Origin of the sequence: Bacillus sp. B1-WWTP-T-0.5-Post-4, assembly GCF_009183795.1 — a bacterium.
Classification (GTDB): Bacteria; Bacillota; Bacilli; order Bacillales; family Bacillaceae_G; genus Bacillus_A; species Bacillus_A cereus.
Genome location: NZ_WEIJ01000001.1, coordinates 595,289 through 619,391, shown reverse-complemented (window position 1 = coordinate 619,391; position 24,103 = coordinate 595,289). Strand labels below are relative to the sequence as shown.

The window sequence follows — 24,103 nt, the reverse complement described above, 5'->3', positions numbered from 1 at the left end:
TAAGGGGTATCTAAATGAATGAAAAATGGACAATTATAGATGCATTGCGCCATTCAAGACATGATTGGCTCAATCGTATGCAGATGGTGAAAGGAAACCTTTCACTTGGAAAAGTGGAAGAAATTCATAGTCTCATCGATCGTTTTGTCCAAGAAGCGAGACAAGAATCCAATCTGATGGGGCTATCAATGCCTTTATTTTCAGAGTGGATTTTAACATATAATTGGAAACAGCAGCCGTGCTTATTGGAGTACGAAGTATTAGGGAAATTACATAACTTATCTCACTTGGATGAGACTGTATGTACATGGACGAATCAATTTTTCTCAATGCTTCAGCATAGTTTAGACGTATATGTTGAAAATTATGTTTGTATCACAATTGAATGTGACGCGGAGAATGCTCGTTTCTTTTTTGATTTTCGTGGTAAGCTAACGAGTGTAGAAGAACTACAGAATTGGCTTGCGACCCAAAACAATAAATGGTATTCCATTTCTTATACAGTGCGAGACGAAGAAGTCTCAGTTATATTACAACCAATTGAAAAAAGTGTGGTGAAATAATGTTTGTAGATCAGGTCAAGATATATGTAAAAGGCGGCGACGGTGGTAACGGTATGGTTGCGTATCGTCGTGAGAAGTATGTTCCTAAAGGTGGCCCAGCAGGTGGCGACGGCGGTAAAGGTGCAGATGTTGTTTTCGTAGTTGAGGAAGGCTTACGTACATTAATGGACTTCCGCTACCAACGTCATTTCAAAGCTGATCGCGGTCAGCACGGAATGAGTAAAGGTCAGCACGGACGTAAATCTGAAGATTTACTTGTAAAGGTTCCGCCAGGAACAGTAGTAAAAGATGAAAAAACTGGTCAAATTCTTGCCGATTTAGTAACGCATGGACAAACTGCTGTAATTGCAAAAGGTGGCCGTGGTGGCCGTGGTAACTCACGTTTCGCAACAGCTACGAACCCAGCGCCAGAAATCGCTGAGAACGGGGAACCAGGTCAAGAGCGTGATGTCATTCTAGAACTTAAAGTACTAGCAGACGTTGGACTTGTTGGATTCCCAAGTGTAGGTAAATCTACATTATTATCTGTTGTATCATCAGCGCGTCCGAAAATTGCAGAGTATCACTTCACAACAATCGTTCCGAATCTTGGTGTTGTTGAAACTGGTGATAACCGCAGCTTCGTTATGGCTGACCTTCCAGGACTAATTGAAGGCGCACATGCTGGCGTTGGACTTGGACACCAATTCTTACGTCATATTGAGCGTACACGTGTAATCGTGCATGTTATTGATATGTCTGGTTTAGAAGGCCGTGATCCATATGAAGATTACGTAACGATTAATAATGAATTGAAAGAATACAATCTTCGCTTAACTGAGCGTCCACAAGTTGTTGTTGCAAACAAAATGGATATGCCAGATGCAGAAGAAAACTTACAAGCATTTAAAGAGAAAGTGGGAGACGAAGTAAAAATCTTCCCAATCTCAGCTGTAACAAGACAAGGTGTTCGTGACTTACTGTTTGAAGTAGCAAACTTAATAGAAACAACACCAGAATTCCCAATACATGAAGTTGCGGATGAGTCTGATACAAGTGTAATGTACAAATTTGATACTGAAGGTGTTAAATTTGAAATTACACGTGAAAGTGATGGCACGTTTGTTATCTCTGGTTACGATATCGAGAAAACATTCAAGATGACAGACTTCTCACGTGATGAATCTATACGTCGTTTCGCTCGTCAAATGCGCGGAATGGGTATTGATGAAGCGCTTCGTGCACGTGGTGCAAAAGACGGAGATATTGTAAAAATTCTTGAATATGAATTTGAATTTATCGATTAAGACTGCCGAAATACGGCAGTCTTTTTTTATATCGTAAAAATCGGATTTATATAGGAAAAAATCCCCACTAATTAAATTTTCAATTTATAATGGAAAAAGGAGTAAATGTAGAAGAATTCTTTTATGGGGAGAAAAAGAACATGTATAAAATATTAATTGTAGAAGACGATGAGAAAATTGCGGGAATATTAGAGGAGCATTTAGAAAGGTATGGCTATCAATCATTTAGAGCAAGTGATTTACGTCATATAAAAGATGAGTTTGTAAAAATAAATCCTCATCTTGTGTTACTTGATATTAATTTACCGTACTTTGATGGTTTTTATTGGTGTCGTCAAATTCGTACTGTATCGAATGCGCCGATTATTTTTGTTTCTGCAAGAACAGGGGAAATGGATCAAGTAATGGCGATTGAAAATGGCGGCGATGATTATATTACGAAGCCATTCCATTTAGATATCGTAATGGCAAAGGTGAAGAGTGCGCTTCGCCGTGGCTATGGAGAGTATGCCTCTGCTGCTGAGAGTGATTGTTTAGGTGTAAATGGACTGTTGTTATTCCCGTCCCAGCATATCGTTGAGTGGCAGGGACAACAAACTGAACTGACAAAAAATGAGTTTTACTTATTAGAGTGTTTAATGAAACAGGTGAATCAATATGTAACGCGTGAAGAACTGTTAGAAGCTCTATGGGATGAAGTAGCATTTGTGGATGATAATACATTAACCGTAAATGTAAAACGTGTAAGGAAGAAACTAGAAGAGCTAGGCATTAAAAATGCAATTGTAACGAAACGTGGATATGGTTATGCGCTTCTTACAGAGTGGGGCGAAGGGCATGAAGGTTAAAAATTACCTCATGGACCGCTTTTCTTTAATACTTTCTTATATTGTTAGCCTTTGTTTATTTGGATTTGTTTTGCAGTTGCAAAGTCTTTTAGAAAAGAAATCCATTGATTGGAGTACGTGGTTATATGGACTTTTATTAGGAACAGTTGTGTTTACTGTATACCTCATTTACGATTACCGAAAACGGAGTGTGTTTTTAAAGAGGATCGAAAAGTATGTTACTGGTGGAAATACATTACATGACTCTTTACTTATTGATGAATCTTATACATCAGAGCAAGAAATGGTCGTTGAATCTTTTACGTTATTAAGACAGCAATATATGAATGAAGTTCATAAACAGCATGCGAAAGAGCAACAGCAAATGATATTTATGAACCAATGGATTCACCAAATGAAAACACCAGTATCTGTTATTGAATTATTGCTGCAAAAGTTTGGCAAAGAGCATCGTGAGGCAAGAGCAACAGTTGAAAGTATTCGTGAAGAAAATAACCGTATACTAAATGGTTTAGATTTAGCGTTACATATGGCAAGACTAGAGCAGTTTGCGAAAGATTATAAGGTAGAAGTAGTAAATGTTATAGATGTCGTGCGAGGTATTATTAATGAAAATCGGAAATCCTTCATTCAATCGTCTGTATTTCCGAAAGTGATGTTTGAAGAAGATACTTGTATGGTTGCCTCTGATAGAAAATGGCTAAGTATTGCTATAGGTCAAATTGTTGTAAACGCAATTAAGTATACAAAAATTTCAGCGGCAGAGAAAAAAGAAATTCAATTTCAAATTGAAGAGAAAGACCAAAAGGTGTTATTACATATTAAGGACAATGGAATCGGTATTCCAGAGCAAGATGTAAAGCGCATATTTGATCCATTCTTTACGGGGGTAAATGGCCGTAAAACGAGAGAAGCGACTGGAATGGGTTTATATATTACGAAGGAAATTTGCGATAATTTACATCATGGAATGTATGTCCAATCGGCTGAAGGAGAAGGGACAACATTCACGTTCCAATTTGCAAAAGATGAAGAATATCATACATTGATGAGAAAAATGACAAAACTGTAAGATAACAAAACGTTTTGTAAGGGAAATCACTCGTTTCTTTTTCTTATTTTTCTTATAGTAAATGTAAGAAGAAAACACGTAGGGGGATTAGAAATGAGTGTTCTTGAAGTAAAAGGATTAACGAAGGTGTACCAATCAAAAGGTTCAGTAGCGACGACTGCTTTAAACGATATAAATTTTAAAATAGAAGAAGGCGAATTTGTAGGGATTATGGGTCCTTCAGGAAGCGGGAAAACGACGCTTTTAAATTTATTAGCAACAATTGATAAGCAAACTTCAGGTCATGTGCTTGTAAATGGTGAAGAAATTAATCAAATGCGTGCTGCAAAATTAGCGGAGTTTCGCCGTACACATTTAGGGTTCATCTTTCAAGATTTTAATTTACTTGATACGTTATCCATTAAAGAAAATATTATTTTACCACTTGTAATGGCGAAGAAATCTGTAAATGAAATCGATGCGAAAGTACTGGAAATTGCGAAGTTTTTAAACATCGAAGAAATTTTAAATAAAAAAGTATACGAAGTATCTGGGGGACAACAACAACGTGCAGCAGCAGCGAGAGCAATCATTCATGAACCGACGTTAATTTTAGCAGATGAGCCAACTGGAAACTTAGACTCGAAGTCAGCGAAATCGCTAATGGGCGCTCTGCAAGATTTACACGAGCAAAAGAAAGTAACGATTGCAATGGTTACGCACGATCCAGTAGCGGCTAGTTATTGTGAACGTATCCTTTTCATACGCGATGGGGAAATTTTCTCGGAAATACATAAAGGTAGAACGAAACAAGCCTTTTTCCAAGAAATTCTGGACGTACTTGCGATGCTAGGAGGAGAATATCATGAACTTTCGCCAGCTCGCGTTTAATAACGTAAAAGGAAATTGGCGTAACTATAAAGCGTTTCTTATTAGCAGTTGTTTATCGATTGTCGTATTTTTCATGTATGCTTCTTTTATTTATCATCCAGATGTCGTAAGCGGTAATATTAGTATGAGAAAGATGATCACAAAAGGATTAGAATCGATGAATTATATTGTGGTCATCTTCTCGGCACTCTTTATTTTATATGCAAATTCAACGTTTTTACGAGCAAGAAAAAAAGAGTTTGGTCTACTAACATTAATAGGCGGAACGAAATCGCAGCTCGGCCGAATGATTATATTAGAGCAACTGATGTTAGGTAGTATTGCAATTGTAATTGGTGTTGGGATTGGAATGCTTTGTTCAAAATTATTTTTCCAAGCGTTAAGCGTATTATTGAAAATAGATAAGACACTTCCACTTGTTTGGAATAGTAAAGCAGTTCTTATTACAGCTGGCGTATACTTTATCCTATTTTTAATCCTATCATTGTTTAGTGTTTGGACAGTAGGACGCTTGCAAATTATTGATTTATTAAGAGAAGCTAGAAAGCAAAAAGTAGAGCCGTTTGCATTTACATGGTTATGTGTAGTTGGTATAGGATGTATTATTGCTGCATATGTACTTAGCTTCCAAGTAACGTTTCTGAATTTCCTCATCCTCTTTTTACCGGTGGTAGGACTGACAATTGGCGGAACGTATTTATTATTTACACAAGGTAGTACAGTTGTATTAAAAGCATTACAAAAAAGAAAGCAATCTTTCTATACGTATCCAAATATGTTTGTTCTTAGCAATCTTATTTATAAAATGAAAGATAATGCTCGTTTTCTATTTGTAATTTCTATTATTACGGCGGTAGTATCTTCAGCAGTAGGTACACTGTACGTATATTTTGAAAATATGAGTGCGAAAACGGTAGAACTTACACCACATGCTATTTCATATGAGGAAAAGGGGTTAAATACGCATAATCTTATTAATGAAGAAAAGGTACAGGAGCTTGTGAAGAGACACGGGTTTGAAGATGCGCGAAAAGTAACCTACGTTAAACTACCGGCAACACAGAAAATAACGTTGTTTAATAGTGAACATGAAGTACCGATGACGATTATTTCAGAAAAAGAATATAATGCAGAAGTGCGCAAACAAAAGGGAGAGCAACCTACAGAAGTTCATAATGCACCAGGTAGTGCAACGATGGTTATGGTTGATATGTCAAATGAACTGATGAAGATAGATCGTACGAAACCGTATGAATTTACAATTAACGGGCAAAAGCAGTCTGTTCAATTAAATAATCCAACGCAGTATTCTGTTTTTAATGATAGTGAATATCTTATTGTAAATGATCAAGATTTTGAGAAATATGAAAAACTCGTACCAGATGAAGAAAAGACGAAATATTACGGTTATTATATCGAGGATTGGAAAAATACAGAAAATCTTGTATTAGATTTGAAAAATGAAATTGCACCAGAAAAGCAAGGAGAATTGAGAAATTCAGTGTTTGCGTATAAGGATATAAGAGAAGGTGGAGCAATTACAATGTTCATCGGTTTCTTCGTAGCGGTACTGTTCTTCTTCTTCGCTTGTAGTATGACATACTTTAAATGGTTTAACGATAAAGAACAAGATCGTATTCAATTTAAATCGTTAAAGAGAATCGGTATGACAGATAAAGAAATTCGCAAAATTGCGATTCGACAAATGGGAGTTATCTTCTTTATCCCAATTTTAATCGGTTCCATTCATAGTGGAGTTGCTCTTCATACGTTAGGGAAAATGCTTTATATTGATTTATGGAAATCAGGTGCGCTTGTAATTGGAGCATACATTTTAGCTTCTGCCATTTACTTTATGATCGCGCAAAGAGGATATTTAAAACACGTAAAAAGCTAGGGGAACCTCTAGCTTTTTGCCTATGTAGTAAGTTACAGGAGGACGATAGATGAACATTTGGCAACTAGCGCTGCAAAATATAAAAGGGAATTGGCGTAATTATAAAGTGTTTTTCTTAAGTAGTTGTTTTGCAATATTTGCTTCTTACGCATATATGTCTGTCATTGTGCATCCGTATATGCAAGAGACGGTGTGGTATCAAAACGTACGTTGGGGACTTATCATATGTAATGTTATAATCATTTCTTTTTTCGTCATATTTATTTTGTACTCTACTTCTATTTTCATAGAAGCACGTAAGAAAGAATTAGGGTTATATATGTTAATGGGAGCAACGAAATCTAACGTAATAGGAATGATTATGACCGAACAAATTTTAATCGGGGTCTTCGCGAATATTTTCGGTATTGTGCTCGGTATGATATTTTTAAAACTCTTTTTTATGGTATTTAGTATGTTACTGGGGCTTCCGAAAGAACTCTCTGTCATATTTGACGTAAGGGCGATTGGTGTAACATTTATTACATATATGGTTGTTTTTATTTTGTTATCTTTTATAAGTGCTTTACGTATATGGAATATAAAAATCATTCGGTTATTGAAAGAATTTCGAACAGATAAAAAAGAGAAGAAAACATCAAAGTGGCTTTGTTTATTCGGTTTTGCTTGTTTAGTGGGCGGGTATGCGTTGGCGCTACAAGTGACGATGACTACGATAGCAATATACTTTTTCCCTGTGTCTATACTTGTCTTTTTTGGAACGTACTTTTCTTTTACACATGGAGCTACCCAAGTGTTAGAAATGATAAAGCGAAATAAAAAGATTATGTATACATATCCGTATTTATTTATAGTGAATCAATTGTCACATCGAATGAAGGAAAATGGTCGCTTTTTCTTTCTGATGTCTATGGCAACGACGTTTGTAGTTACAGCAACAGGTACGGTGTTCTTATATTTTTCTAGCATGCAAGATATGTGGCGAACTGGAGGGGTACACTCGTTTTCGTACATAGAAAAAGGTATTTCTACTTATGAAGTCTTTGAGGAAGGTGCGGTTGAAAAATTACTGCATCAATATGAGTATGATGATTTTCAATATATGAGTTTTGTTGGAGTTTATGCATCCTTTCAGTCTAATAAGGGAGAAACAACAATAGTACCGCTTATAAAAGAAAGTGAATATAACCAAGAAGCAAGGAAACAAAAACAGAAAACGTATCGTCCTAAAAAAGGTACAGTGACACTCGTTTATTATAATAAATACAATAATTCGAATGTGTATAATCAAAAAGAGATTCAATTGCAAGTAATGAATCAACCATATCAATTCGTATTTAACGGTCAGAAAGAAGGGGTTCAATTTAACCATCACCCTTCGTACATTAATGGTCTGTTCTTCGTTATGAATGATGAAGATTTTGACAGTATAGCAAATCAGGTTCCTGATTCTGAAAAAATGATATATAGAGGCTACACATTATCAAATATAGAAAATACGAAGAAATTAAATGAAGATTTACGGAGACATATAAAACAAGATAATAATAATGCATTTCGAAGCAATATGGAGTTGTATGTAAATATGAAAGAAGGCGGCGATATTACTCTATTTGTAGGCTCATTTATTAGTATATTATTCTTTCTCACTTCATGTAGTATCGTGTATTTTAAATGGTTCCATAATATTGCATCGGACCGAAAGCAGTATGGTGCACTCTCTAAACTTGGAATGACGAAGGAAGAAGTATGGAAAATTTCTCGTTGGCAATTATGTATGCTATTTTTTGCGCCAATTATAGTAGGGAGTATGCATAGTGCAGTTGCATTATATACGTTTCATAATACGCTTTTTATGGATGGATCATTAAGAAAAGTAGGTTTGTTCATTCTGTTTTATATCGCAGCATGTATCATTTATTTCTTCTTCGCTCAAAGAGAGTATAAGAAACATTTAGACTAGCGAATGCTAGTCTTTTTTAAATATTCGAAATTTACATAGAAGAATATAAAAAAGTATGGTATAACAGTAAGAAAACGAAAAAGAGGGGAAAAGACGATGATTCGAGTAGGATATTTAGGACCAGAAGCAACATTTACAAATATGGCGGTGAGTCGTTTTTTTCCGGAAGCAGAGCATGTACCGTATCGAACGATTCCAGATTGTATAGATGCAGCTGCAAATGAAAATGTAGACTTCGCAGTTGTACCGTTAGAAAATGCAATAGAAGGTTCAGTGAATATAACGGTTGATTACCTTGTACATGAGCAGCCGCTTTCCATTGTAGGAGAAATTACAGTACCAATTCAGCAGCATTTACTTGTACATCCGCAGTATGCAGAAGTGTGGGATGAAGTATATGCAGTGCATTCTCATCCGCATGCCATTGCACAGTGCCATAAATTTTTAAATGAAGAATTAAAAGGAGTAACTGTTCGAGATATGACATCTACAAGTGCTGCTGCACAATATGTGAAAGAACATCCTGAAGAGAAAATTGCCGCTATTGCAAATGAAGCGGCTGCAGAAAAATACGGATTAACAATTGTGAGACGTAGTATTCATACGCATAAAAATAATCACACACGTTTCTTAGTACTCCATAAGAAAAAGAAAGCAGTACTCCCGAATAATGGAGAGAACCGCGGAGAGAAAACGACGCTTATGATAACGTTACCTGCAGATTATGCAGGTGCCCTATATCAAGTGTTATCAGCTTTCGCATGGAGAAAATTAAACTTATCAAAAATCGAATCGCGTCCGATGAAAACAGGTCTTGGAAATTACTTTTTCTTAATCGATGTCGATAAAGCATACGATGACGTATTATTGCCAGGCGTAACGATGGAACTTGAAGCACTCGGTTTTTCTGTTACTGTGCTGGGGAGTTATTCTTCTTATTGGTTGTAAGATGTAGATGGAATGTTGGTATTTGTTTAATCGTCAATATCATTTCATTGCCTAATATATTTTTTAATAGATTAATAAAATCCCACCTGCAGAAGGTGGGATTCTTTATCCCGCTATTTGCCGGGCAGTAAGAGCCCCACCTCAAAATTCAGCGAAAGTGAAGAAGTTATGAGGGGATCGGGCTGATAATCAGTGGGGAATGAACAAAACCCCCACTGATTAAAGTTTCACTTTATTTCAACTTCGCAAGACGATCTTCTAATTGACCACGCCAAATATCAGCTAGTTCTGGAACAGCAAGAATCTTCTCGATGCCATCTTTATCTTTTCTATTATGAAAATAAATTTCGTTAGAGAATAAAACAGAAACATTGCTTGATGGACGTTCTAGTAATGTAATTTTTGAATCTTTACGTACAGTACCTTCTTGAAGAACGCGGCATAGGTAGCCAGTAAATCCAGTTGCTACAATACGCGGCAGTATGCCAGGGATGCCAAGGCGTTTTGAAATTGTGCTACAAGGTACGCGCGCTTGTGTCACTTGAATAATCGCTTCACCTAATTTGTATGTATCTCCGATGCAAACATCATGCTCTAACATATTTGTTACGGTAATGTTTTCGCCAAATGCGGAAGCTGGAAGTGTTGTTTGAAATTCTTTTTCCCATAGTGCGTAATGCTCGTGTGAGTACACACAAACTGCGCGATCAGGTCCACCGTGGTGTTTTAAATCTGCTACATCATCACCAAGGAAGCCATCTTTTGATAGGAAAGCTTCTTCGGTAAGTTCTTTACATATACCGGTAATCATTTCTTTATCTTCGCTATATTTCATTTGTTTCGGTTTCCCAATGCTAAAGTGAACGAGTTCAATTCCCATATTTGATCTCCTTTACGATTGATTACAATATTATAGCATTAAAAAAGCACAGAGAATGATAAAAACTCTGTGCTTTACATTAATAAACGAGAAATCCTGCTTTATCTAAAGCTTCGCAAGCAGCATCTAACTTCTCTTTAGAATCTGCTTCAATTGTATGTAAGTGAATACCATCTGTTAGTTGCGATAGATAGGAAGCGTTTGTGTTTTCGATTTTTTGTAAATATTGCTCTACATCAAAGCGATTGCTTACCATAATGGATGCTGTTAAGTCACCGTATACAGGATGCTCAACTTTTACGTCTTTAATCGTAACGCCGTGGTCAACAAGCATTGTAAGTTCTTGACGTACTTCTGCTGGTTTGTGCTGGCATACGATTACGCGTTCAAAAGTTTGTTGTTTCTCTTGTGGCTTTAAATATAAATAGCCTTGAGCAGTTGCAATAATTGGTTCGTTTCGTGCTTTAAGCAAGGAAATATCTTGCACGATAACTTGTCTACTTACGTTCGTCTTTTTCGATAGTTCATTCCCCGATAACGGTTCATTTGCAGCAAGAAGCCACTGGAGGATAAGCTGTCGTCTTTCTTCACCTAAAATCTTTTTTTGTTCATTTTGTTTCATTATGATTTAACACCTCTATAAAATTGATTTCCAATTGTGTGTAGTGCATGAATAGTAGTATCAATTTGATCTTTCGTTGTTTGTTGTCCGAAAGAGAAGCGGACATATTGTTTTGCCTCTTCATACGTTTTTCCAATTGCAAGCATAGTTTTCGAAGGTTCTTGTTTACCGACTTGGCAAGCACTTCCGGTGGAAATGGCGATACCATGGCGATTACATTCTAGCATAGTATATTGACCTTCTATTCCTTTTATTGTAACCCCAACAATATGTGGTAAACAAGAAGTAGAATGACCTTCTACTTCAATTTCTAGCGGAAGTGTTTGTATTTGCTCTAAAAAGTAGGATCGTAACTCTTTAAAACGTAAACTTTCTTCCCATTGAGTTTTTAATATATTTTCAGCAGCTGTTAAAAAAGATGCGATGCCGGGAACGTTCACTGTACCTGGGCGAAATCCTTTTTCGTGAGAAGTTCCTGGAAATACTTGTTCCCAGCGAGTTTGCGGATTTATGTAGCAAGCGCCGACACCTTTTGGTCCGTATATTTTATGTGCTGAAACAGAAAGACTATCAATCCCCATCTCAAAAACATGGATAGGCAGTTTACCAAACGTTTGCACACAATCCGTATGAAATAAAACATTATATTTTTTTAAAAGTGCCCCGATTTCTGTAATGTCTTGAACGGTTCCGATTTCAGAGTTTCCATGCTGTATACTTGCTAGCACAGTATCTTCCGTAATAGCTGCCTCTAAATCTACTAAACAAATGAGTCCATTTTTATCAACAGGAATTTCAGTGATCGTATAGCCTTTTGATTTTAGGGATTGAAAATAACTTCGAATGGATGCATGTTCCATAGGTGTCGTAATAATATGCTTCTTATTTCGGGCATTTAGAAGTGATTGGATTGCAAGATAGTTCGATTCCGATCCACCACTTGTGAAAAATATTCCTTGTTCTTTTCCTCCAATCATTTCCGCAAATGTTTTTCGGCAAACTTGTAATAAAGAAGAAGCCGTTCCTCCAATATCATGTAAACTTTGTTCATTTCCGAAGTATTGCGATGCTGCTTTCATATATGTTTGTAACGCTTCCTCGCTCATAGGTGTAGTAGCTGCATAGTCAAGATATATCATCATGTAAGTTCCTCTCTCTAGTAAGAGTTACATTTCTTTTACTTTTTAAATGGTAGTGAAAATAAGAATTATAAAAAAACTCTTGTCATTATTTTAAAACTATGTAAATATAGGTGTCAAGACAGTTGAAAAGTGTAAAGTAGGAGGCAACAATTATGCCAAGCGCAGATGTCTTAATTATTGGAAGTGGCGTTGCGGCACTTCGTGTTGCAAAAGAGATTTGTCACGAAAAGAATGTGATTATTATCACAAAGGAGACGAAACGTAATAATAATACACATTTAGCTCAAGGTGGAATTGCCGCAGCGGTAGCTACATACGACAATCCTAATGATCATTTTGAAGATACGCTAGTAGCAGGGTGTCATTATAACAATGAAGAAGTGGTCCGTTATTTAGTCGAGGAAGGACCGAAAGAAATTAATAACCTTATTGAAAATGGAATGAAATTTGATGGAGATGAAACAGGTCCTCATCTTGGAAAAGAAGGAGCGCATCGAAAACGTCGTATTTTACATGCAGGTGGCGATGCAACAGGAAAGAATTTATTAGAGCATCTTATTCAAGAAGTAGCTCCATACGTTACGGTAGTGGAACAGGAAATGGTGCTCGATTTTATTATAGAAAAAGATAAATGTGTTGGGGCTTTAACTCGCAACAATAAAGGAGAATTGAAACGTTACAATGCAGATTATACGGTGTTAGCTTCAGGCGGTATTGGCGGTTTATACGCCTTTACTTCTAATGATGAGACGATTACAGGCGATGGACTTGCAATGGTGTACCGTGCAGGCGGAGAGCTTGTAGATTTAGAGTTTATACAATTTCATCCGACGATGTTATACGCGGGTGGGCGTTGTTCTGGTCTTGTGTCCGAAGCTGTTCGCGGAGAAGGAGCTGTCCTTATAAATGGAAAAGGGCAGCGTTTTATGATGGATATACATTCCGAACAGGATTTAGCGCCTCGTGATGTAGTCGCAAGGGCTATTCATGAACAGCTACTTGCGGGTGAAAAAGTGTACTTAAACATCGAAATGATTCAAAACTTTGAACAACGCTTTCCGACCGTGTCATCGATATGTAAAACAAATGGAGTCGATATAAATAAAAAACGTATTCCAGTCGTGCCTGGTACTCATTTTCACATGGGCGGCGTGAAAACGAACTGTGATGGAGAGACGTCTATTCCGAACTTATACGCAGTCGGTGAAGTAGCTTGTAACGGGGTTCATGGTGCAAATAGATTAGCGAGTAATTCATTATTAGAAGGTCTTGTGTTTGGAAAAAGAATCGGACGACACATTTTATCTAGAGAGACAAAAGAAAAGGTGAACATGCTAGCCGAAAAGGAAGCAAAGTTTATCGTTCTGAATCATTTACCGACGAAAGAAGAAATACAAAAATGCATGATGAAATATGTTGGGATTGTGCGAACAGAGCAAAGTTTATCTTATGCGAAGAGATGGCTTAGTAAGTATGGTGTTCGAAATATGATATTACAACATGATGTTCTTACGAATGAAGAGATAACGCTTATTAATATGTTAACGGTTTGTGAGCTTATAGTTGTGTCAGCCTTGCAAAGAGAAGAAAGTATTGGCGGGCATTACCGGAGTGATTATCCAGATAGAAATATAGGAAAGAAAGAGATTGTTCGAGTAAAGAGAAAACGACAACTTGTGTGATGAGGGGAAGAGGGGCTTTATGAACACGATAAAAGTTAAAGAAGCATTAAATCGATTTTTTTTAGAAGATATAGGGGAAAGAGATGTAACATCTCAGCTTATTTTTCCAGATAACTTGCTTTCGAAAGGAACGTTTCTTGCGAAGGATACAGGGGTCTTTGCAGGACGTTTAGTAATTGAATCAGGATTTAAATTAATTGATGAGAGAATTGAAGTAGAGCTTCATAAAAAAGATGGGGACCTTGTAGAAAAAGGCGAAATCATTGCAACTGTGCAAGGTCCAATTGCATCGTTATTAACAGCAGAGCGCGTTATATTAAATGTTATTCAGCGTATGAGCGGAATAGCGACGATGACGCGTAAAGCGGTTCTTGCTTTAGATAGCAGTCATACTCGCATTTGTGATACGCGAAAAACGATGCCAGGACTACGTATGTTTGATAAGCATGCAGTCGTGTGCGGCGGTGGATTTAATCATCGCTTCGGTTTATATGATGGTGTCATGATTAAAGACAATCATATTGCGTTTGCTGGTTCTATTACAAAAGCTGTTACATCAGTGAAAGAGAAGTTAGGACATATGGTGAAAGTAGAAGTAGAAACAGAAACTGAGGAACAGGTGAGAGAGGCTGTTGCTGCTGGTGCTGATATTATTATGTTCGATAATCGTACGCCAGATGAAATCCGGGAGTTTTCAAAAATTGTACCAAGCGCTATCGTTACAGAAGCTTCAGGGGGCATCACAATTGAAGATTTACCGAAATACGGAAAAACAGGGGTAGATTATATTTCACTTGGAGCGTTAACACATTCAGTGAAAGCACTTGATATTAGTTTCAATATTGAAGGATAAGGAAAGTGGCTTAGAGGGGAGAAACGTATATGAGTATTTTAGAACAAGTACAGCCAATTGAAACGATGTTACCAGAGCGTTATTACACGATGTCAACGGAAGATATGGAAAAGCGTGTTCGTGAAATTAAAGAGAAAATGGGGAAAATGTTATTCATTCCAGGGCATCATTATCAAAAAGATGAAGTGGTACAATTTTCAGATGCAGCAGGGGATTCACTTCAGCTTGCGCAAGTTGCAGCGAGCAATAAAGACGCAAAATATATTGTGTTTTGCGGGGTGCACTTTATGGCGGAAACAGCAGATATGTTAACGACAGATGATCAAGTTGTCATCTTACCAGATATGCGTGCAGGTTGTTCGATGGCGGATATGGCAGATATTGAACAAACAGAAAGAGCATGGAAAGAGCTCACGAAATTATTTGGAGATACGATGATTCCGTTAACATATGTGAACTCTACAGCTGCAATTAAAGCGTTTTGTGGTCGTAACGGAGGAGCAACAGTAACATCTTCTAATGCAAAGCAAATGGTATCTTGGGCGTTTACTCAAAAAGAACGTCTTGTCTTTTTACCAGACCAACATTTAGGGAGAAATACAGCGTACGATTTAGGTATCCCGTTAGATAAAATGGCAGTATGGGACCCACACACAGATTCATTAGAGTACGATGGGGATATAGAAGAAATTCAAGTGATTTTATGGAAAGGGCATTGTTCTGTTCATCAAAATTTTACAGTGAAGAACATTGAGAGCGTACGAAAAAATCATCCTGATATGAATATTATTGTACATCCAGAATGTTGCTATGAAGTTGTAGCTGCTTCAGATTATGCAGGCTCAACGAAATATATTATTGATATGATTGAATCAGCGCCATCTGGTAGCAAATGGGCGATTGGTACAGAAATGAATTTAGTGAACCGAATTATTCAGCAACATCCAGATAAAGAAATTGTTTCACTTAATCCATTTATGTGTCCGTGCTTAACGATGAACCGAATTGATCTGCCTCACTTATTATGGGCACTTGAAACGATAGAAAGAGGAGAAGAAATTAACGTTATTAGCGTAGATAAACAAGTAACGACAGAAGCGGTTTTTGCATTAAATCGTATGTTAGAGCGTGTGTAAAGCAACGGTATTCTCGTTGCTTTTTTTCATACATATAATCATAACGGGAACGAAATGGGCATACATTGTTTTGAAGAAATCATTGTGGTTCTTTATGCTTATTCCGCTTCGAATGATATTGAAAATCGAAGAAGTGATAAAAGTGAAAAGAAGTTAATGTTATTTAGAAAGAGTTACTTCATGAGATTTGTTACTTATAGATAAGTTATACAGGAGGGGGAAAATTTGAAAATTCATATCGTGCAAAAAGGGGATACCCTTTGGAAAATTGCGAAAAAGTACGGAGTGGATTTTGACACGTTGAAAAAAACAAATACACAACTTAGTAATCCAGATTTAATTATGCCAGGTATGAAAATTAAAGTGCCATCCAAGAGTGTTCACATGAAACAACAGGCTGGAGCAGGTTCAGCGCCTCCAAAGCAATACGTAAAAGAAGTGCAGCAAAAAGAATTTGCAGCAACACCAACTCCGCTTGGAATAGAAGATGAAGAAGAAGTTACGTATCAATCAGCACCAATTACACAGCAGCCAGCTATGCAACAAACACAAAAAGAAGTGCAAGTAAAACCGCAGAAGGAGATGCAGGTAAAGCCGCAAAAAGAAGTACAGGTGAAACCACAGAAGGAGATGCAGGTAAAGCCACAAAAAGAAGTACAGGTGAAACCGCAAAAAGAGGTGCAAAAAGAACAGCCAATTCAAAAAGAAAAACCAGTTGAAAAACCGTCTGTTATTCAAAAACCACCTGTGATAGAAAAACAAAAACCGGCGGAAAAAGAAAACACGAAGTTTTCGGTAAATGTATTACCGCAGCCGCCACAACCACCAATAAAACCGAAAAAAGAATATAAAATTTCAGATGTAATAAAAAAAGGAAGCGAGTTAATTGCTCCTCAAATTAGTAAAATGAAACCTAACAATATCATTTCTCCGCAAACGAAAAAAAACAATATAGTATCGCCGCAAGTGAAGAAAGAAAATGTAGGGAATATAGTGTCGCCGCAAGTGAAGAAAGAAAATGTAGGGAATATAATATCGCCACAAGTGAAGAAAGAAAATGTAGGAAATATAGTGTCACCGCAAGTGAAAAAAGAAAATGTAGGGAATATAGTGTCACCGCAAGTGAAAAAAGAAAATGTAGGGAATATAGTGTCACCGCAAGTGAAAAAAGAAAATGTAGGGAATATAGTGTCACCACAAGTGAAGAAAGAAAACGTAGGGAATATAGTATCGCCAAATGTATCGAAAGAAAATGTAGTTATTCCACAAGTCATACCGCCAAATATTCAAATGCCAAATATTCAAATGCCAATCATGGATAACAACCAGCCACCGAATATAATGCCAATCATGGATAACAATCAAATGCCGAATATAATGCCAATTATGGATAACAATCAAATGCCGAATATAATGCCAATTATGGATAACAATCAAATGCCGAATATGATGCCAATTATGGATAACAATCAAATGCCGAATATGATGCCAATTATGGATAATAATCAAATGCCGAATATGATGCCGATTATGGATAACAACCAACCGCCGAATATAATGCCAATTATGGATAACAACCAAATGCCGAATATAATGCCAATTATGGATAACAATCAAATGCCGAATATGATGCCAATTATGGATAACAATCAACCACCCAATATGATGCCGTATCAAATGCCGTATCAACAGCCCATGATGCCGCCGAATCCGTATTATCAACAACAAAATCCATATCAAATGCCATATCAGCAAGGAGCGCCGTTTGGACCGCAATATACGTCTATGCCAAATCCGAATATGATGCCAATGGATAATAATAATATGCCGCCGCTTGTGCAGGGTGAGGAAGATTGTGGATGCGGAGGAGAAAGTAGACTATATAGTCCACAACCAGGCGGTCCGCAATATGCGAATCCTTTATATTATCAACCAACTCAGTCTGCATATGCACCACAGCCAGGAACGATGTATTATCAACCAGATCCACCAAATGTATTTGGAGAGCCCGTTTCAGAAGAAGAGGACGAAGAAGAAGTTTAAAAAGGCGGGAGTATTCCCGCCTTTTTTACATTCCTGTTAATTAAGAAAATGAAGTTTTTTTATGAAGTGCTAGAAAATTCCTAGTGAAATATTAACAGTGTAAAAACCTTCTCTGTTACTCATCATAAGAGGGAGCTTTTCAGTAGAGAAGCTCATTCTAACAGAGGGGGTTTTTGTATTGAATACGAAAGTAAAAGTGATTGCTGCTTCTTTGTTAGTTACTAGTGCATTAGCTGCATGTGGTACACCAAAAAACAATGCAATGGATGGACGTAACTACAATTACGAGCGTACATCTTATAATGATACACACCAGTATCGTGATAATGTGACGCGTAATGATCGTTATACAGATTATGTAACATATAGAAATGGTCGTAACGATACAGGATACAATTATTATCGAGATGTAAATTACAATGGACAAATTGCTAATCCGCATCCAACTCGTAATATTACAATGAACAATTCATACATTAACAATGATGGTAAAACAGCTGAAAGAATAACAAATCGTGTGAAACGTATGAATAACGTAGACCGTGTGTCTACAGTTGTATATGGAAACGATGTAGCGATTGCGGTAAAACCACGTAACACAGTGACAAATGAAACGGCGATGGCTAACGAAATTCGTCAAGCTGTTGCAAATGAAGTTGGAAACAGAAACGTATATGTTTCTGTAAGAAATGATATGTTTACTCGTGTCGATGCAATGAGTACGCGTCTACGTAACGGTACAGTTACAAACGATTTTAATCGTGACATAGTGAATATGTTCCGAGACATTCGTTACGGTTTAACTGGTACAGTGCGATAACAAAACAAAAGAGGAAGGGTGAGCCCTTCCTCTTTATTCATCGTTGTCTTGTAAACGACGTTTTTTAATAAAATAACTAACGGAGTAAGAAACTAAAAAGCATATGAAAAGAATACTACCTGTTAAAATAGCTTCAAACAGTGGTCTTTCTGGACTGAAAATAATATAAATAATAGCCATAACGATTCCTACAATAAGGGAGCGGAAGACAAGTTTGTAATAAGGAGTTAACTGTATTTCCTTTTCGCCTTCTTCTACATCGATTGAAACACTTAACTGTAAATAAGCAAGTAAAATACTTGTAAACATAAATAATAGCCACAATGGAGATTTCGTAATTTGATCAATGCCTTCAGTGAATCCGATATAGCCTAAAATTCCAACTACGCCAATGTATTGAAAAAGAAAGACAATACGTATGTTTTTTAACATTTGAAGAATGAGGCGTTCATCCTTTATTTTTTTCATAATATTCATCCCCTGCTTATTATGATTTCGCTGTCACATTAATTGTAACATATATATTGCAATTATCAATTTATAATTTACATAAAATAATTTGGATGAAAGAGGAAATAAAATATTTTTATAAACATGTTGCACTTATACTTTATTAATGTTATATTAGCAAAGCGATGAGCTAATTTACGTAAGACGAGAGATATGCTTAAGTGCTAAACACGCGAATGTGGTCGCCTGGTCTCTCGCCGTAAACGCATCAAGACGCCTGCTTTGCAGGCGTCTTTCATTTTATATAAAAGTAAATGATACATGCAGATGAGGTAAACCCTTGTCTGCATTTTTTATTTTTCGAAAGAAATGTAATATGGATAAAACCCCCATTTCCGGAAAAACTACTAATGAAAGTATGATCTTGCCTAAAAGAGGTGAACGGAAATGAAATGGATACTGATTGCGATGCAAGCTTTCGTTATGATGTTTTGTTTCGTTTATGGAACGAATGTGAAGGCGGAAGGGCCAGTACCAGAAGTAACGAAAAAAGAACCTGAGGTTACAATTTTATTAGAGCGTATGTATGTTGATGGCGAAGTAAGCGAAGAAATACTTACAGAAAAAGTGACGGATTTAGAAAAGTTTTTACAGCAGTATAAAGAATGGCAGCTCGTTGATCGTGATGATGTACAAATTGTATTGCAAAAGAAAGTTGATGATATTTCTCCGTTATTGAAAACGAGCGGGTATTTTGGTGTTTCAGAGGAAGGGATATTACAAATTTTCAAAGGTGTACCGAAAAGTGATAATGCGATCCATTCTTTCTTTCAAATTGATATGAAAAAGCTTGAGAGCTATGAACGTGCGAAATTGAAACGTGGCATTCGTATTAAATCAAAAGAAGGTTTTGTGAAGACGATTGAAAAAATGAAGCAATACGCAGTTCAAAGTAAGAAAAAAAGCAGCTCATGGTGAGCTGCTTTTTTTCTTATTTGTTTTTAGCTAAAATTTCTTTTGCGATTTCATCAATTAGCATATCTTTTCCGATTGGATTGAATGCTTTCGTATTGAAGACTTCATTTGATACTTCATATACGTGATTATTTTTAACTGCTTTATTGTCTTTCCAAACGGCACTGTTTTTGTAGTCTTCGTAAACTTTATCAGCTTCGCCGCCGAAGTTTACAATAAACATTTGGTCAGGCTGGAATGCAACTAGACCTTCTAGTGATACTTGCGCCATCGTTTGTTTTAAATCCGTACCTTTTGTTGCTGGAAGTTTTAAGTCATTAAAGATGATGTCACCGTATCCGAAGCTACCGTATACACGGAAGTTTTGTGGTGTAACTGCAACGAACATAAAGTTCTCATCTTTTGTTTTCTCTTTAATTTTTTTAGATAAAGAGTCTGCTTTCTTATCGTAGTCTGCAATCCATTTGTCTGCTTTCTTCTCTTCGTCAAATAGCTTACCTACTTCTTTAAACTTACCACGCCAGTCTTCTAAGTTTGTTTCTAGAACAACTGTAGGTGCAACCTTTTCTAGTTGATCATAAATTTTTAATTGACGGTTGTTTAAAATAATTAAGTCTGGTTTTAAAGCAGTAACAGCTTCTAAATCAACTTTAGGTGCCCAGTACCAACCTACTGCTTTTACTCCATCTAACTTGTCTGTTAAGTGATTTTGGATTTTATCTTTATATGTATTTGCTGTACCAACAGGTTTGTGTCCAAGAAGTAATAGTTCTTCTGTTGATCCAGATAAGTCAACAATTCTCTTTGGATTTACTGGAATTGTAGCTTCACCTTTAGCATGTTTTACAACTTTTGTTTTCGGTTGTTCTTTTGCCTTCGATTCTTCTTTTTGAGAAGAACAGCCAACGATAGAAAGAACAACGAGCATAATAGTAAATAAAATAAATAGCTTACGTTTCATCCTGATGTAACCCCTTTAATTAGTATTGATAATCATTATCGACTTCTGTATATTAAGGTGCTTTAACCTTTCTGTCAATGGAAAATAACAGAAGTTTCAAGTGGAGAACATTTGTTGGGGCAGTCTCGCTTTTCTATCATTAAATATGTTAAAATGGAATACATGATTTAAGAGGGAGAGATCGTATTTTGTTTGAATATGTTACAGGTTACGTGGAGTATGTAGGGCCGGAATATGTCGTAATTGATCATAATGGAATTGGTTATCAAATTTTCACACCAAATCCGTATGTATTTCAAAGAAGTAAGCAAGAAATCCGTGTCTATACATATCATTATGTGAGAGAAGATATTATGGCACTTTACGGGTTTAAAACACGTGAAGAGCGTTTATTATTTACAAAGTTGTTAGGCGTGTCTGGCATTGGGCCAAAAGGAGCTCTTGCAATTTTAGCTTCTGGTCAAACAGGACAGGTCGTTCAAGCGATTGAGCATGAAGATGAGAAGTTTTTAGTGAAATTCCCAGGCGTCGGAAAGAAAACAGCACGCCAAATGATTTTAGATTTAAAAGGAAAACTAGCAGATGTCGTACCAGATGCATTTGTTGATTTATTCTCAGACACAGAACGTTTTGATGAGAAGAAAGGTTCATCAGCTGAGCTTGATGAGGCACTGGAAGCTCTCCGCGCACTTGGATACGCAGAACGCGAAGTTTCTCGTGTTGTACCAGAGTTATTAAAAGAATCATTAACGACGGATCAGTATATTAAAAAGGCACTTAGTCTTTTACTAAATGGTAAGAGGTGAGTATAATGGACGAACGTCTCCTTTCAGGGGAATCTGCATATGAAGATGCGGATTTAGAATATTCATTACGGCCACAGACGCTCCGTCAGTATATTGGCCAAGATAAAGCAAAACATAATTTAGAAGTATTTATTGAAGCGGCGAAAATGCGTGAAGAAACGTTAGATCACGTGCTTTTATATGGACCACCAGGTCTTGGTAAAACGACGCTTGCGAATATTATTGCCAATGAGATGGGCGTTAATGTTAGAACAACTTCAGGTCCCGCAATTGAAAGACCAGGAGATTTAGCTGCTGTATTAACAGCGCTTCAGCCAGGGGATGTATTATTTATTGATGAAATTCATCGTTTGCATAGATCAATTGAAGAAGTATTGTATCCTGCGATGGAAGACTTTTGCCTTGATATTGTAATTGGAAAAGGGCCTTCAGCACGTTCTGTACGCCTAGATTTACCGCCATTTACATTAGTTGGAGCAACAACACGTGCTGGAGCATTATCGGCACCGCTTCGTGACCGCTTCGGTGTACTTTCAAGGTTAGAGTACTACACAGTAGATCAGCTTTCTGCGATTGTTGAACGTACAGCAGAAGTATTTGAAGTTGAAATCGATTCGTTAGCTGCATTAGAAATTGCAAGACGTGCTCGTGGTACACCTCGTATTGCGAATCGTCTTTTAAGACGTGTACGTGATTTCGCGCAAGTTCGTGGTAACGGAACGGTTACGATGGAAATTACACAAATGGCATTAGAGCTACTGCAAGTAGATAAATTAGGTCTAGATCATATTGATCATAAATTACTGCTTGGTATTATTGAGAAATTCCGTGGCGGTCCAGTTGGATTAGAAACGGTTTCAGCAACAATTGGAGAAGAATCTCATACGATTGAAGATGTGTATGAGCCGTATTTATTACAAATTGGCTTTTTACAACGAACGCCAAGGGGCCGAATTGTAACGCCGCTTGCGTATGAACATTTCGGAATGGAGATACCAAAAGTATGACGGAGATGCCAAAGCTGCTTATTACAGCCGGGATCTTACTCATCGTTGTTGGATTAGCTTGGAAGTTCATTGGAAGGCTTCCAGGCGATATTTTTGTGAAAAAAGGAAACGTTACCTTTTATTTTCCTATCATTACATGTATTGTGTTAAGTATTGTATTATCTTTTATTATGTATATAATAAATCGATTTAAATAAGAAATAGGTGGATATAGCTATGGATATAAATCTGTTTGATTTTCATTTACCAGAAGAACTTATTGCACAAGTCCCGTTAGAAGAGCGTGAAACATCAAGATTAATGGTGTTAGACCGTGAAACAGGTGATATTGAGCATAAACATTTTACGGATATTCTTTCTTACTTACATGAGGGGGATTGCTTAGTTTTAAATGAAACGAAAGTTATGCCTGCTCGTTTGCACGGTGTGAAAGAAGATACAGGCGCGCACATTGAAGTACTTCTTTTAAAACAAGAAGAAGGTGATAAGTGGGAAACGCTTGTAAAGCCAGCGAAACGTGTAAAAGAAGGAACTGTTATCTCTTTTGGCGAAGGGAAATTAAAAGCAACTTGCACAGGAACTGCAGATCAAGGTGGACGTCAGCTTGAATTTTCATATGACGGCATCTTCTATGAAATTTTAGATGAACTTGGGGAAATGCCACTTCCTCCATATATTAAAGAGACGCTAGAAGATCGCGATCGCTATCAAACAGTATATGCGAAAGAAATCGGTTCAGCAGCAGCGCCGACTGCGGGACTTCACTTTACAGAAGAGTTACTTGAGAAGTTAAAGCAAAAAGGCGTTCAGTTAGCATTCATTACACTTCACGTAGGACTTGGAACATTTAGACCAGTTTCTGCAGACACGATTGAAGAACACCATATGCACGCAGAATATTATCATATGTCTGAAGAGACAGCGGCATTATTAAATCGTGTGAAAGAGAATGGTGGACGTATTATTACTGTAGGTACGACATCAACTCGTACGTTAGAAACAATTGCAACAGATCATGAAGGTAAGCTTTGCGCCGCTTCTGGATGGACAGATATTTTCATGTATCCCGGATATGAATTTAAAGCAATTGATGGTTTAATTACAAACTTCCATTTACCGAAATCAACATTAATTATGCTTGTAAGTGCATTTGCAAATAGAGATAATGTACTTCATGCTTATAATGAAGCAGTAAAAGAAAAATATCGTTTCTTTAGCTTCGGTGATGCAATGTTCGTTGCATCTCACGCTAAAATGAGAAACAAATAAAAGGAGTAAG

The 24,103-nt window shown here is 36.9% G+C and carries 22 protein-coding genes and 1 pseudogene; 18 read left to right on the top strand and 5 right to left on the bottom strand.

The genetic code is table 11. From position 1 onward, the window contains the following. The first annotated feature begins 14 nt into the window (after positions 1-14). The 8 genes from GBN91_RS03370 to pheA all read left to right on the top strand — a co-directional run bounded on the left by GBN91_RS03370 (position 15) and on the right by pheA (position 9,447). Positions 15-563, top strand: coding sequence for a sporulation initiation phosphotransferase B (locus tag GBN91_RS03370; RefSeq protein ID WP_001003587.1), 549 nt, complete (start codon positions 15-17; stop codon positions 561-563). Further along, positions 563-1,849: a GTPase ObgE gene (gene obgE, locus GBN91_RS03365; protein WP_000497127.1), complete on the top strand. Its 1,287-nt coding sequence runs from the start codon at positions 563-565 to the stop codon at positions 1,847-1,849. Before GBN91_RS03370 ends, obgE begins: the two co-directional genes overlap by 1 nt. A gap of 140 nt (positions 1,850-1,989) precedes the next feature. After that, complete coding sequence (locus tag GBN91_RS03360; protein ID WP_002082113.1) at positions 1,990-2,697, top strand: response regulator transcription factor; 708 nt, start codon at positions 1,990-1,992, stop codon at positions 2,695-2,697. Continuing rightward, positions 2,687-3,769, top strand: coding sequence for a HAMP domain-containing histidine kinase (locus GBN91_RS03355; RefSeq protein WP_152121253.1), 1,083 nt, complete (start codon positions 2,687-2,689; stop codon positions 3,767-3,769). Before GBN91_RS03360 ends, GBN91_RS03355 begins: the two co-directional genes overlap by 11 nt. A gap of 93 nt (positions 3,770-3,862) precedes the next feature. Continuing rightward, positions 3,863-4,639 (top strand): ABC transporter ATP-binding protein, encoded by a 777-nt coding sequence (locus GBN91_RS03350; RefSeq protein WP_088024440.1) that lies wholly within the window; start codon positions 3,863-3,865, stop codon positions 4,637-4,639. Beyond that, on the top strand, positions 4,614-6,536 hold the full coding sequence (locus GBN91_RS03345; protein ID WP_152121252.1) for an ABC transporter permease: 1,923 nt from the start codon (positions 4,614-4,616) through the stop codon (positions 6,534-6,536). The genes GBN91_RS03350 and GBN91_RS03345 overlap by 26 nt, the downstream gene beginning before the upstream one ends. A gap of 49 nt (positions 6,537-6,585) precedes the next feature. After that, entirely contained in the window at positions 6,586-8,499 is a 1,914-nt protein-coding gene (locus GBN91_RS03340; protein WP_149215098.1) for an ABC transporter permease, read from the top strand. A 96-nt stretch (positions 8,500-8,595) separates the two neighbouring features. Beyond that, complete coding sequence (pheA, locus tag GBN91_RS03335) at positions 8,596-9,447, top strand: prephenate dehydratase (protein WP_000621701.1); 852 nt, start codon at positions 8,596-8,598, stop codon at positions 9,445-9,447. A gap of 232 nt (positions 9,448-9,679) precedes the next feature. Here the strand turns inward: pheA and GBN91_RS03330 are convergent, their stop codons facing one another. The 3 genes from GBN91_RS03330 to GBN91_RS03320 form a co-directional block, all read right to left on the bottom strand. Then, the gene (locus GBN91_RS03330) at positions 9,680-10,327 is read right to left on the bottom strand and encodes an MOSC domain-containing protein (RefSeq protein WP_000510698.1); all 648 of its coding nucleotides are present in this window, start codon (positions 10,325-10,327) and stop codon (positions 9,680-9,682) included. Between the two features lie 79 nt (positions 10,328-10,406). Further along, positions 10,407-10,949, bottom strand: coding sequence for a transcription repressor NadR (locus GBN91_RS03325; protein ID WP_000812275.1), 543 nt, complete (start codon positions 10,947-10,949; stop codon positions 10,407-10,409). Then, on the bottom strand, positions 10,949-12,091 hold the full coding sequence (locus GBN91_RS03320; RefSeq protein WP_152121251.1) for an IscS subfamily cysteine desulfurase: 1,143 nt from the start codon (positions 12,089-12,091) through the stop codon (positions 10,949-10,951). The genes GBN91_RS03325 and GBN91_RS03320 overlap by 1 nt, the downstream gene beginning before the upstream one ends. Before the next feature lie 152 nt (positions 12,092-12,243). Here GBN91_RS03320 and nadB point away from each other — a divergent pair, with 152 nt between their 5' ends. The 5 genes and pseudogenes from nadB (at position 12,244) to GBN91_RS03295 (ending at position 18,625) form a co-directional block, all read left to right on the top strand. Beyond that, positions 12,244-13,773, top strand: coding sequence for an L-aspartate oxidase (gene nadB / locus GBN91_RS03315; protein WP_001138532.1), 1,530 nt, complete (start codon positions 12,244-12,246; stop codon positions 13,771-13,773). A 19-nt stretch (positions 13,774-13,792) separates the two neighbouring features. Continuing rightward, positions 13,793-14,626 (top strand): carboxylating nicotinate-nucleotide diphosphorylase, encoded by an 834-nt coding sequence (gene nadC / locus GBN91_RS03310; protein WP_001092227.1) that lies wholly within the window; start codon positions 13,793-13,795, stop codon positions 14,624-14,626. 29 nt (positions 14,627-14,655) lie between these two features. Next, positions 14,656-15,762 (top strand): quinolinate synthase NadA, encoded by a 1,107-nt coding sequence (gene nadA / locus GBN91_RS03305; RefSeq protein ID WP_006927543.1) that lies wholly within the window; start codon positions 14,656-14,658, stop codon positions 15,760-15,762. 225 nt (positions 15,763-15,987) lie between these two features. Then, positions 15,988-16,144, top strand: a pseudogene (gene safA, locus GBN91_RS29650) (SafA/ExsA family spore coat assembly protein); the annotation flags it as partial. Between the two features lie 1,839 nt (positions 16,145-17,983). Further along, on the top strand, positions 17,984-18,625 hold the full coding sequence (locus GBN91_RS03295; protein WP_001093542.1) for a YhcN/YlaJ family sporulation lipoprotein: 642 nt from the start codon (positions 17,984-17,986) through the stop codon (positions 18,623-18,625). A gap of 33 nt (positions 18,626-18,658) precedes the next feature. Here GBN91_RS03295 and GBN91_RS03290 read toward each other — a convergent pair whose 3' ends face one another. Next, complete coding sequence (locus GBN91_RS03290) at positions 18,659-19,093, bottom strand: hypothetical protein (RefSeq protein ID WP_006926728.1); 435 nt, start codon at positions 19,091-19,093, stop codon at positions 18,659-18,661. A 429-nt stretch (positions 19,094-19,522) separates the two neighbouring features. Between GBN91_RS03290 and GBN91_RS03285 the strand changes: the two genes are divergently transcribed. Beyond that, positions 19,523-20,053 carry a BofC C-terminal domain-containing protein gene (locus GBN91_RS03285; RefSeq protein WP_000871192.1) on the top strand — a complete coding sequence of 177 codons (531 nt, stop codon included), beginning with the start codon at positions 19,523-19,525 and terminating at the stop codon, positions 20,051-20,053. A gap of 13 nt (positions 20,054-20,066) precedes the next feature. On the opposite strand, the gene GBN91_RS03280 is transcribed toward GBN91_RS03285, so the two are convergent. After that, on the bottom strand, positions 20,067-21,011 hold the full coding sequence (locus GBN91_RS03280) for an iron-hydroxamate ABC transporter substrate-binding protein (protein ID WP_000823606.1): 945 nt from the start codon (positions 21,009-21,011) through the stop codon (positions 20,067-20,069). 188 nt (positions 21,012-21,199) lie between these two features. Between GBN91_RS03280 and ruvA the strand changes: the two genes are divergently transcribed. The 4 genes from ruvA to queA are packed head-to-tail and all read left to right on the top strand — an operon-like array spanning position 21,200 to position 24,093. Next, positions 21,200-21,817 (top strand): Holliday junction DNA helicase RuvA, encoded by a 618-nt coding sequence (ruvA, locus tag GBN91_RS03275; RefSeq protein WP_000464511.1) that lies wholly within the window; start codon positions 21,200-21,202, stop codon positions 21,815-21,817. A gap of 5 nt (positions 21,818-21,822) precedes the next feature. Beyond that, complete coding sequence (gene ruvB / locus GBN91_RS03270) at positions 21,823-22,824, top strand: Holliday junction branch migration DNA helicase RuvB (protein ID WP_000344449.1); 1,002 nt, start codon at positions 21,823-21,825, stop codon at positions 22,822-22,824. After that, on the top strand, positions 22,821-23,021 hold the full coding sequence (locus GBN91_RS03265; protein WP_000138162.1) for a DUF2905 domain-containing protein: 201 nt from the start codon (positions 22,821-22,823) through the stop codon (positions 23,019-23,021). Before ruvB ends, GBN91_RS03265 begins: the two co-directional genes overlap by 4 nt. A 19-nt stretch (positions 23,022-23,040) precedes the next feature. Further along, positions 23,041-24,093 carry a tRNA preQ1(34) S-adenosylmethionine ribosyltransferase-isomerase QueA gene (queA, locus tag GBN91_RS03260; RefSeq protein WP_000354034.1) on the top strand — a complete coding sequence of 351 codons (1,053 nt, stop codon included), beginning with the start codon at positions 23,041-23,043 and terminating at the stop codon, positions 24,091-24,093. The last annotated feature ends 10 nt before the right edge of the window (positions 24,094-24,103 follow it).

What these genes read in the sequence shown, in the direction of transcription:
- GBN91_RS03265 (WP_000138162.1), top strand. Translation starts at nt 22,821, where the DNA reads ATGACGGAGATGCCAAAGCTGCTTATTACAGCCGGGATCTTACTCATC.
- GBN91_RS03320 (WP_152121251.1), bottom strand. Translation starts at nt 12,091, where the DNA reads ATGATGATATATCTTGACTATGCAGCTACTACACCTATGAGCGAGGAA.
- GBN91_RS03350 (WP_088024440.1), top strand. Translation starts at nt 3,863, where the DNA reads ATGAGTGTTCTTGAAGTAAAAGGATTAACGAAGGTGTACCAATCAAAA.
- GBN91_RS03285 (WP_000871192.1), top strand. Translation starts at nt 19,523, where the DNA reads ATGAAATGGATACTGATTGCGATGCAAGCTTTCGTTATGATGTTTTGT.
- GBN91_RS03280 (WP_000823606.1), bottom strand. Translation starts at nt 21,011, where the DNA reads ATGAAACGTAAGCTATTTATTTTATTTACTATTATGCTCGTTGTTCTT.
- nadB (WP_001138532.1), top strand. Translation starts at nt 12,244, where the DNA reads ATGCCAAGCGCAGATGTCTTAATTATTGGAAGTGGCGTTGCGGCACTT.
- GBN91_RS03340 (WP_149215098.1), top strand. Translation starts at nt 6,586, where the DNA reads ATGAACATTTGGCAACTAGCGCTGCAAAATATAAAAGGGAATTGGCGT.
- GBN91_RS03325 (WP_000812275.1), bottom strand. Translation starts at nt 10,949, where the DNA reads ATGAAACAAAATGAACAAAAAAAGATTTTAGGTGAAGAAAGACGACAG.
- GBN91_RS03370 (WP_001003587.1), top strand. Translation starts at nt 15, where the DNA reads ATGAATGAAAAATGGACAATTATAGATGCATTGCGCCATTCAAGACAT.
- GBN91_RS03290 (WP_006926728.1), bottom strand. Translation starts at nt 19,093, where the DNA reads ATGAAAAAAATAAAGGATGAACGCCTCATTCTTCAAATGTTAAAAAAC.
- GBN91_RS03355 (WP_152121253.1), top strand. Translation starts at nt 2,687, where the DNA reads ATGAAGGTTAAAAATTACCTCATGGACCGCTTTTCTTTAATACTTTCT.
- GBN91_RS03360 (WP_002082113.1), top strand. Translation starts at nt 1,990, where the DNA reads ATGTATAAAATATTAATTGTAGAAGACGATGAGAAAATTGCGGGAATA.
- ruvB (WP_000344449.1), top strand. Translation starts at nt 21,823, where the DNA reads ATGGACGAACGTCTCCTTTCAGGGGAATCTGCATATGAAGATGCGGAT.
- pheA (WP_000621701.1), top strand. Translation starts at nt 8,596, where the DNA reads ATGATTCGAGTAGGATATTTAGGACCAGAAGCAACATTTACAAATATG.
- nadA (WP_006927543.1), top strand. Translation starts at nt 14,656, where the DNA reads ATGAGTATTTTAGAACAAGTACAGCCAATTGAAACGATGTTACCAGAG.
- queA (WP_000354034.1), top strand. Translation starts at nt 23,041, where the DNA reads ATGGATATAAATCTGTTTGATTTTCATTTACCAGAAGAACTTATTGCA.
- GBN91_RS03345 (WP_152121252.1), top strand. Translation starts at nt 4,614, where the DNA reads ATGAACTTTCGCCAGCTCGCGTTTAATAACGTAAAAGGAAATTGGCGT.
- nadC (WP_001092227.1), top strand. Translation starts at nt 13,793, where the DNA reads ATGAACACGATAAAAGTTAAAGAAGCATTAAATCGATTTTTTTTAGAA.
- obgE (WP_000497127.1), top strand. Translation starts at nt 563, where the DNA reads ATGTTTGTAGATCAGGTCAAGATATATGTAAAAGGCGGCGACGGTGGT.
- GBN91_RS03330 (WP_000510698.1), bottom strand. Translation starts at nt 10,327, where the DNA reads ATGGGAATTGAACTCGTTCACTTTAGCATTGGGAAACCGAAACAAATG.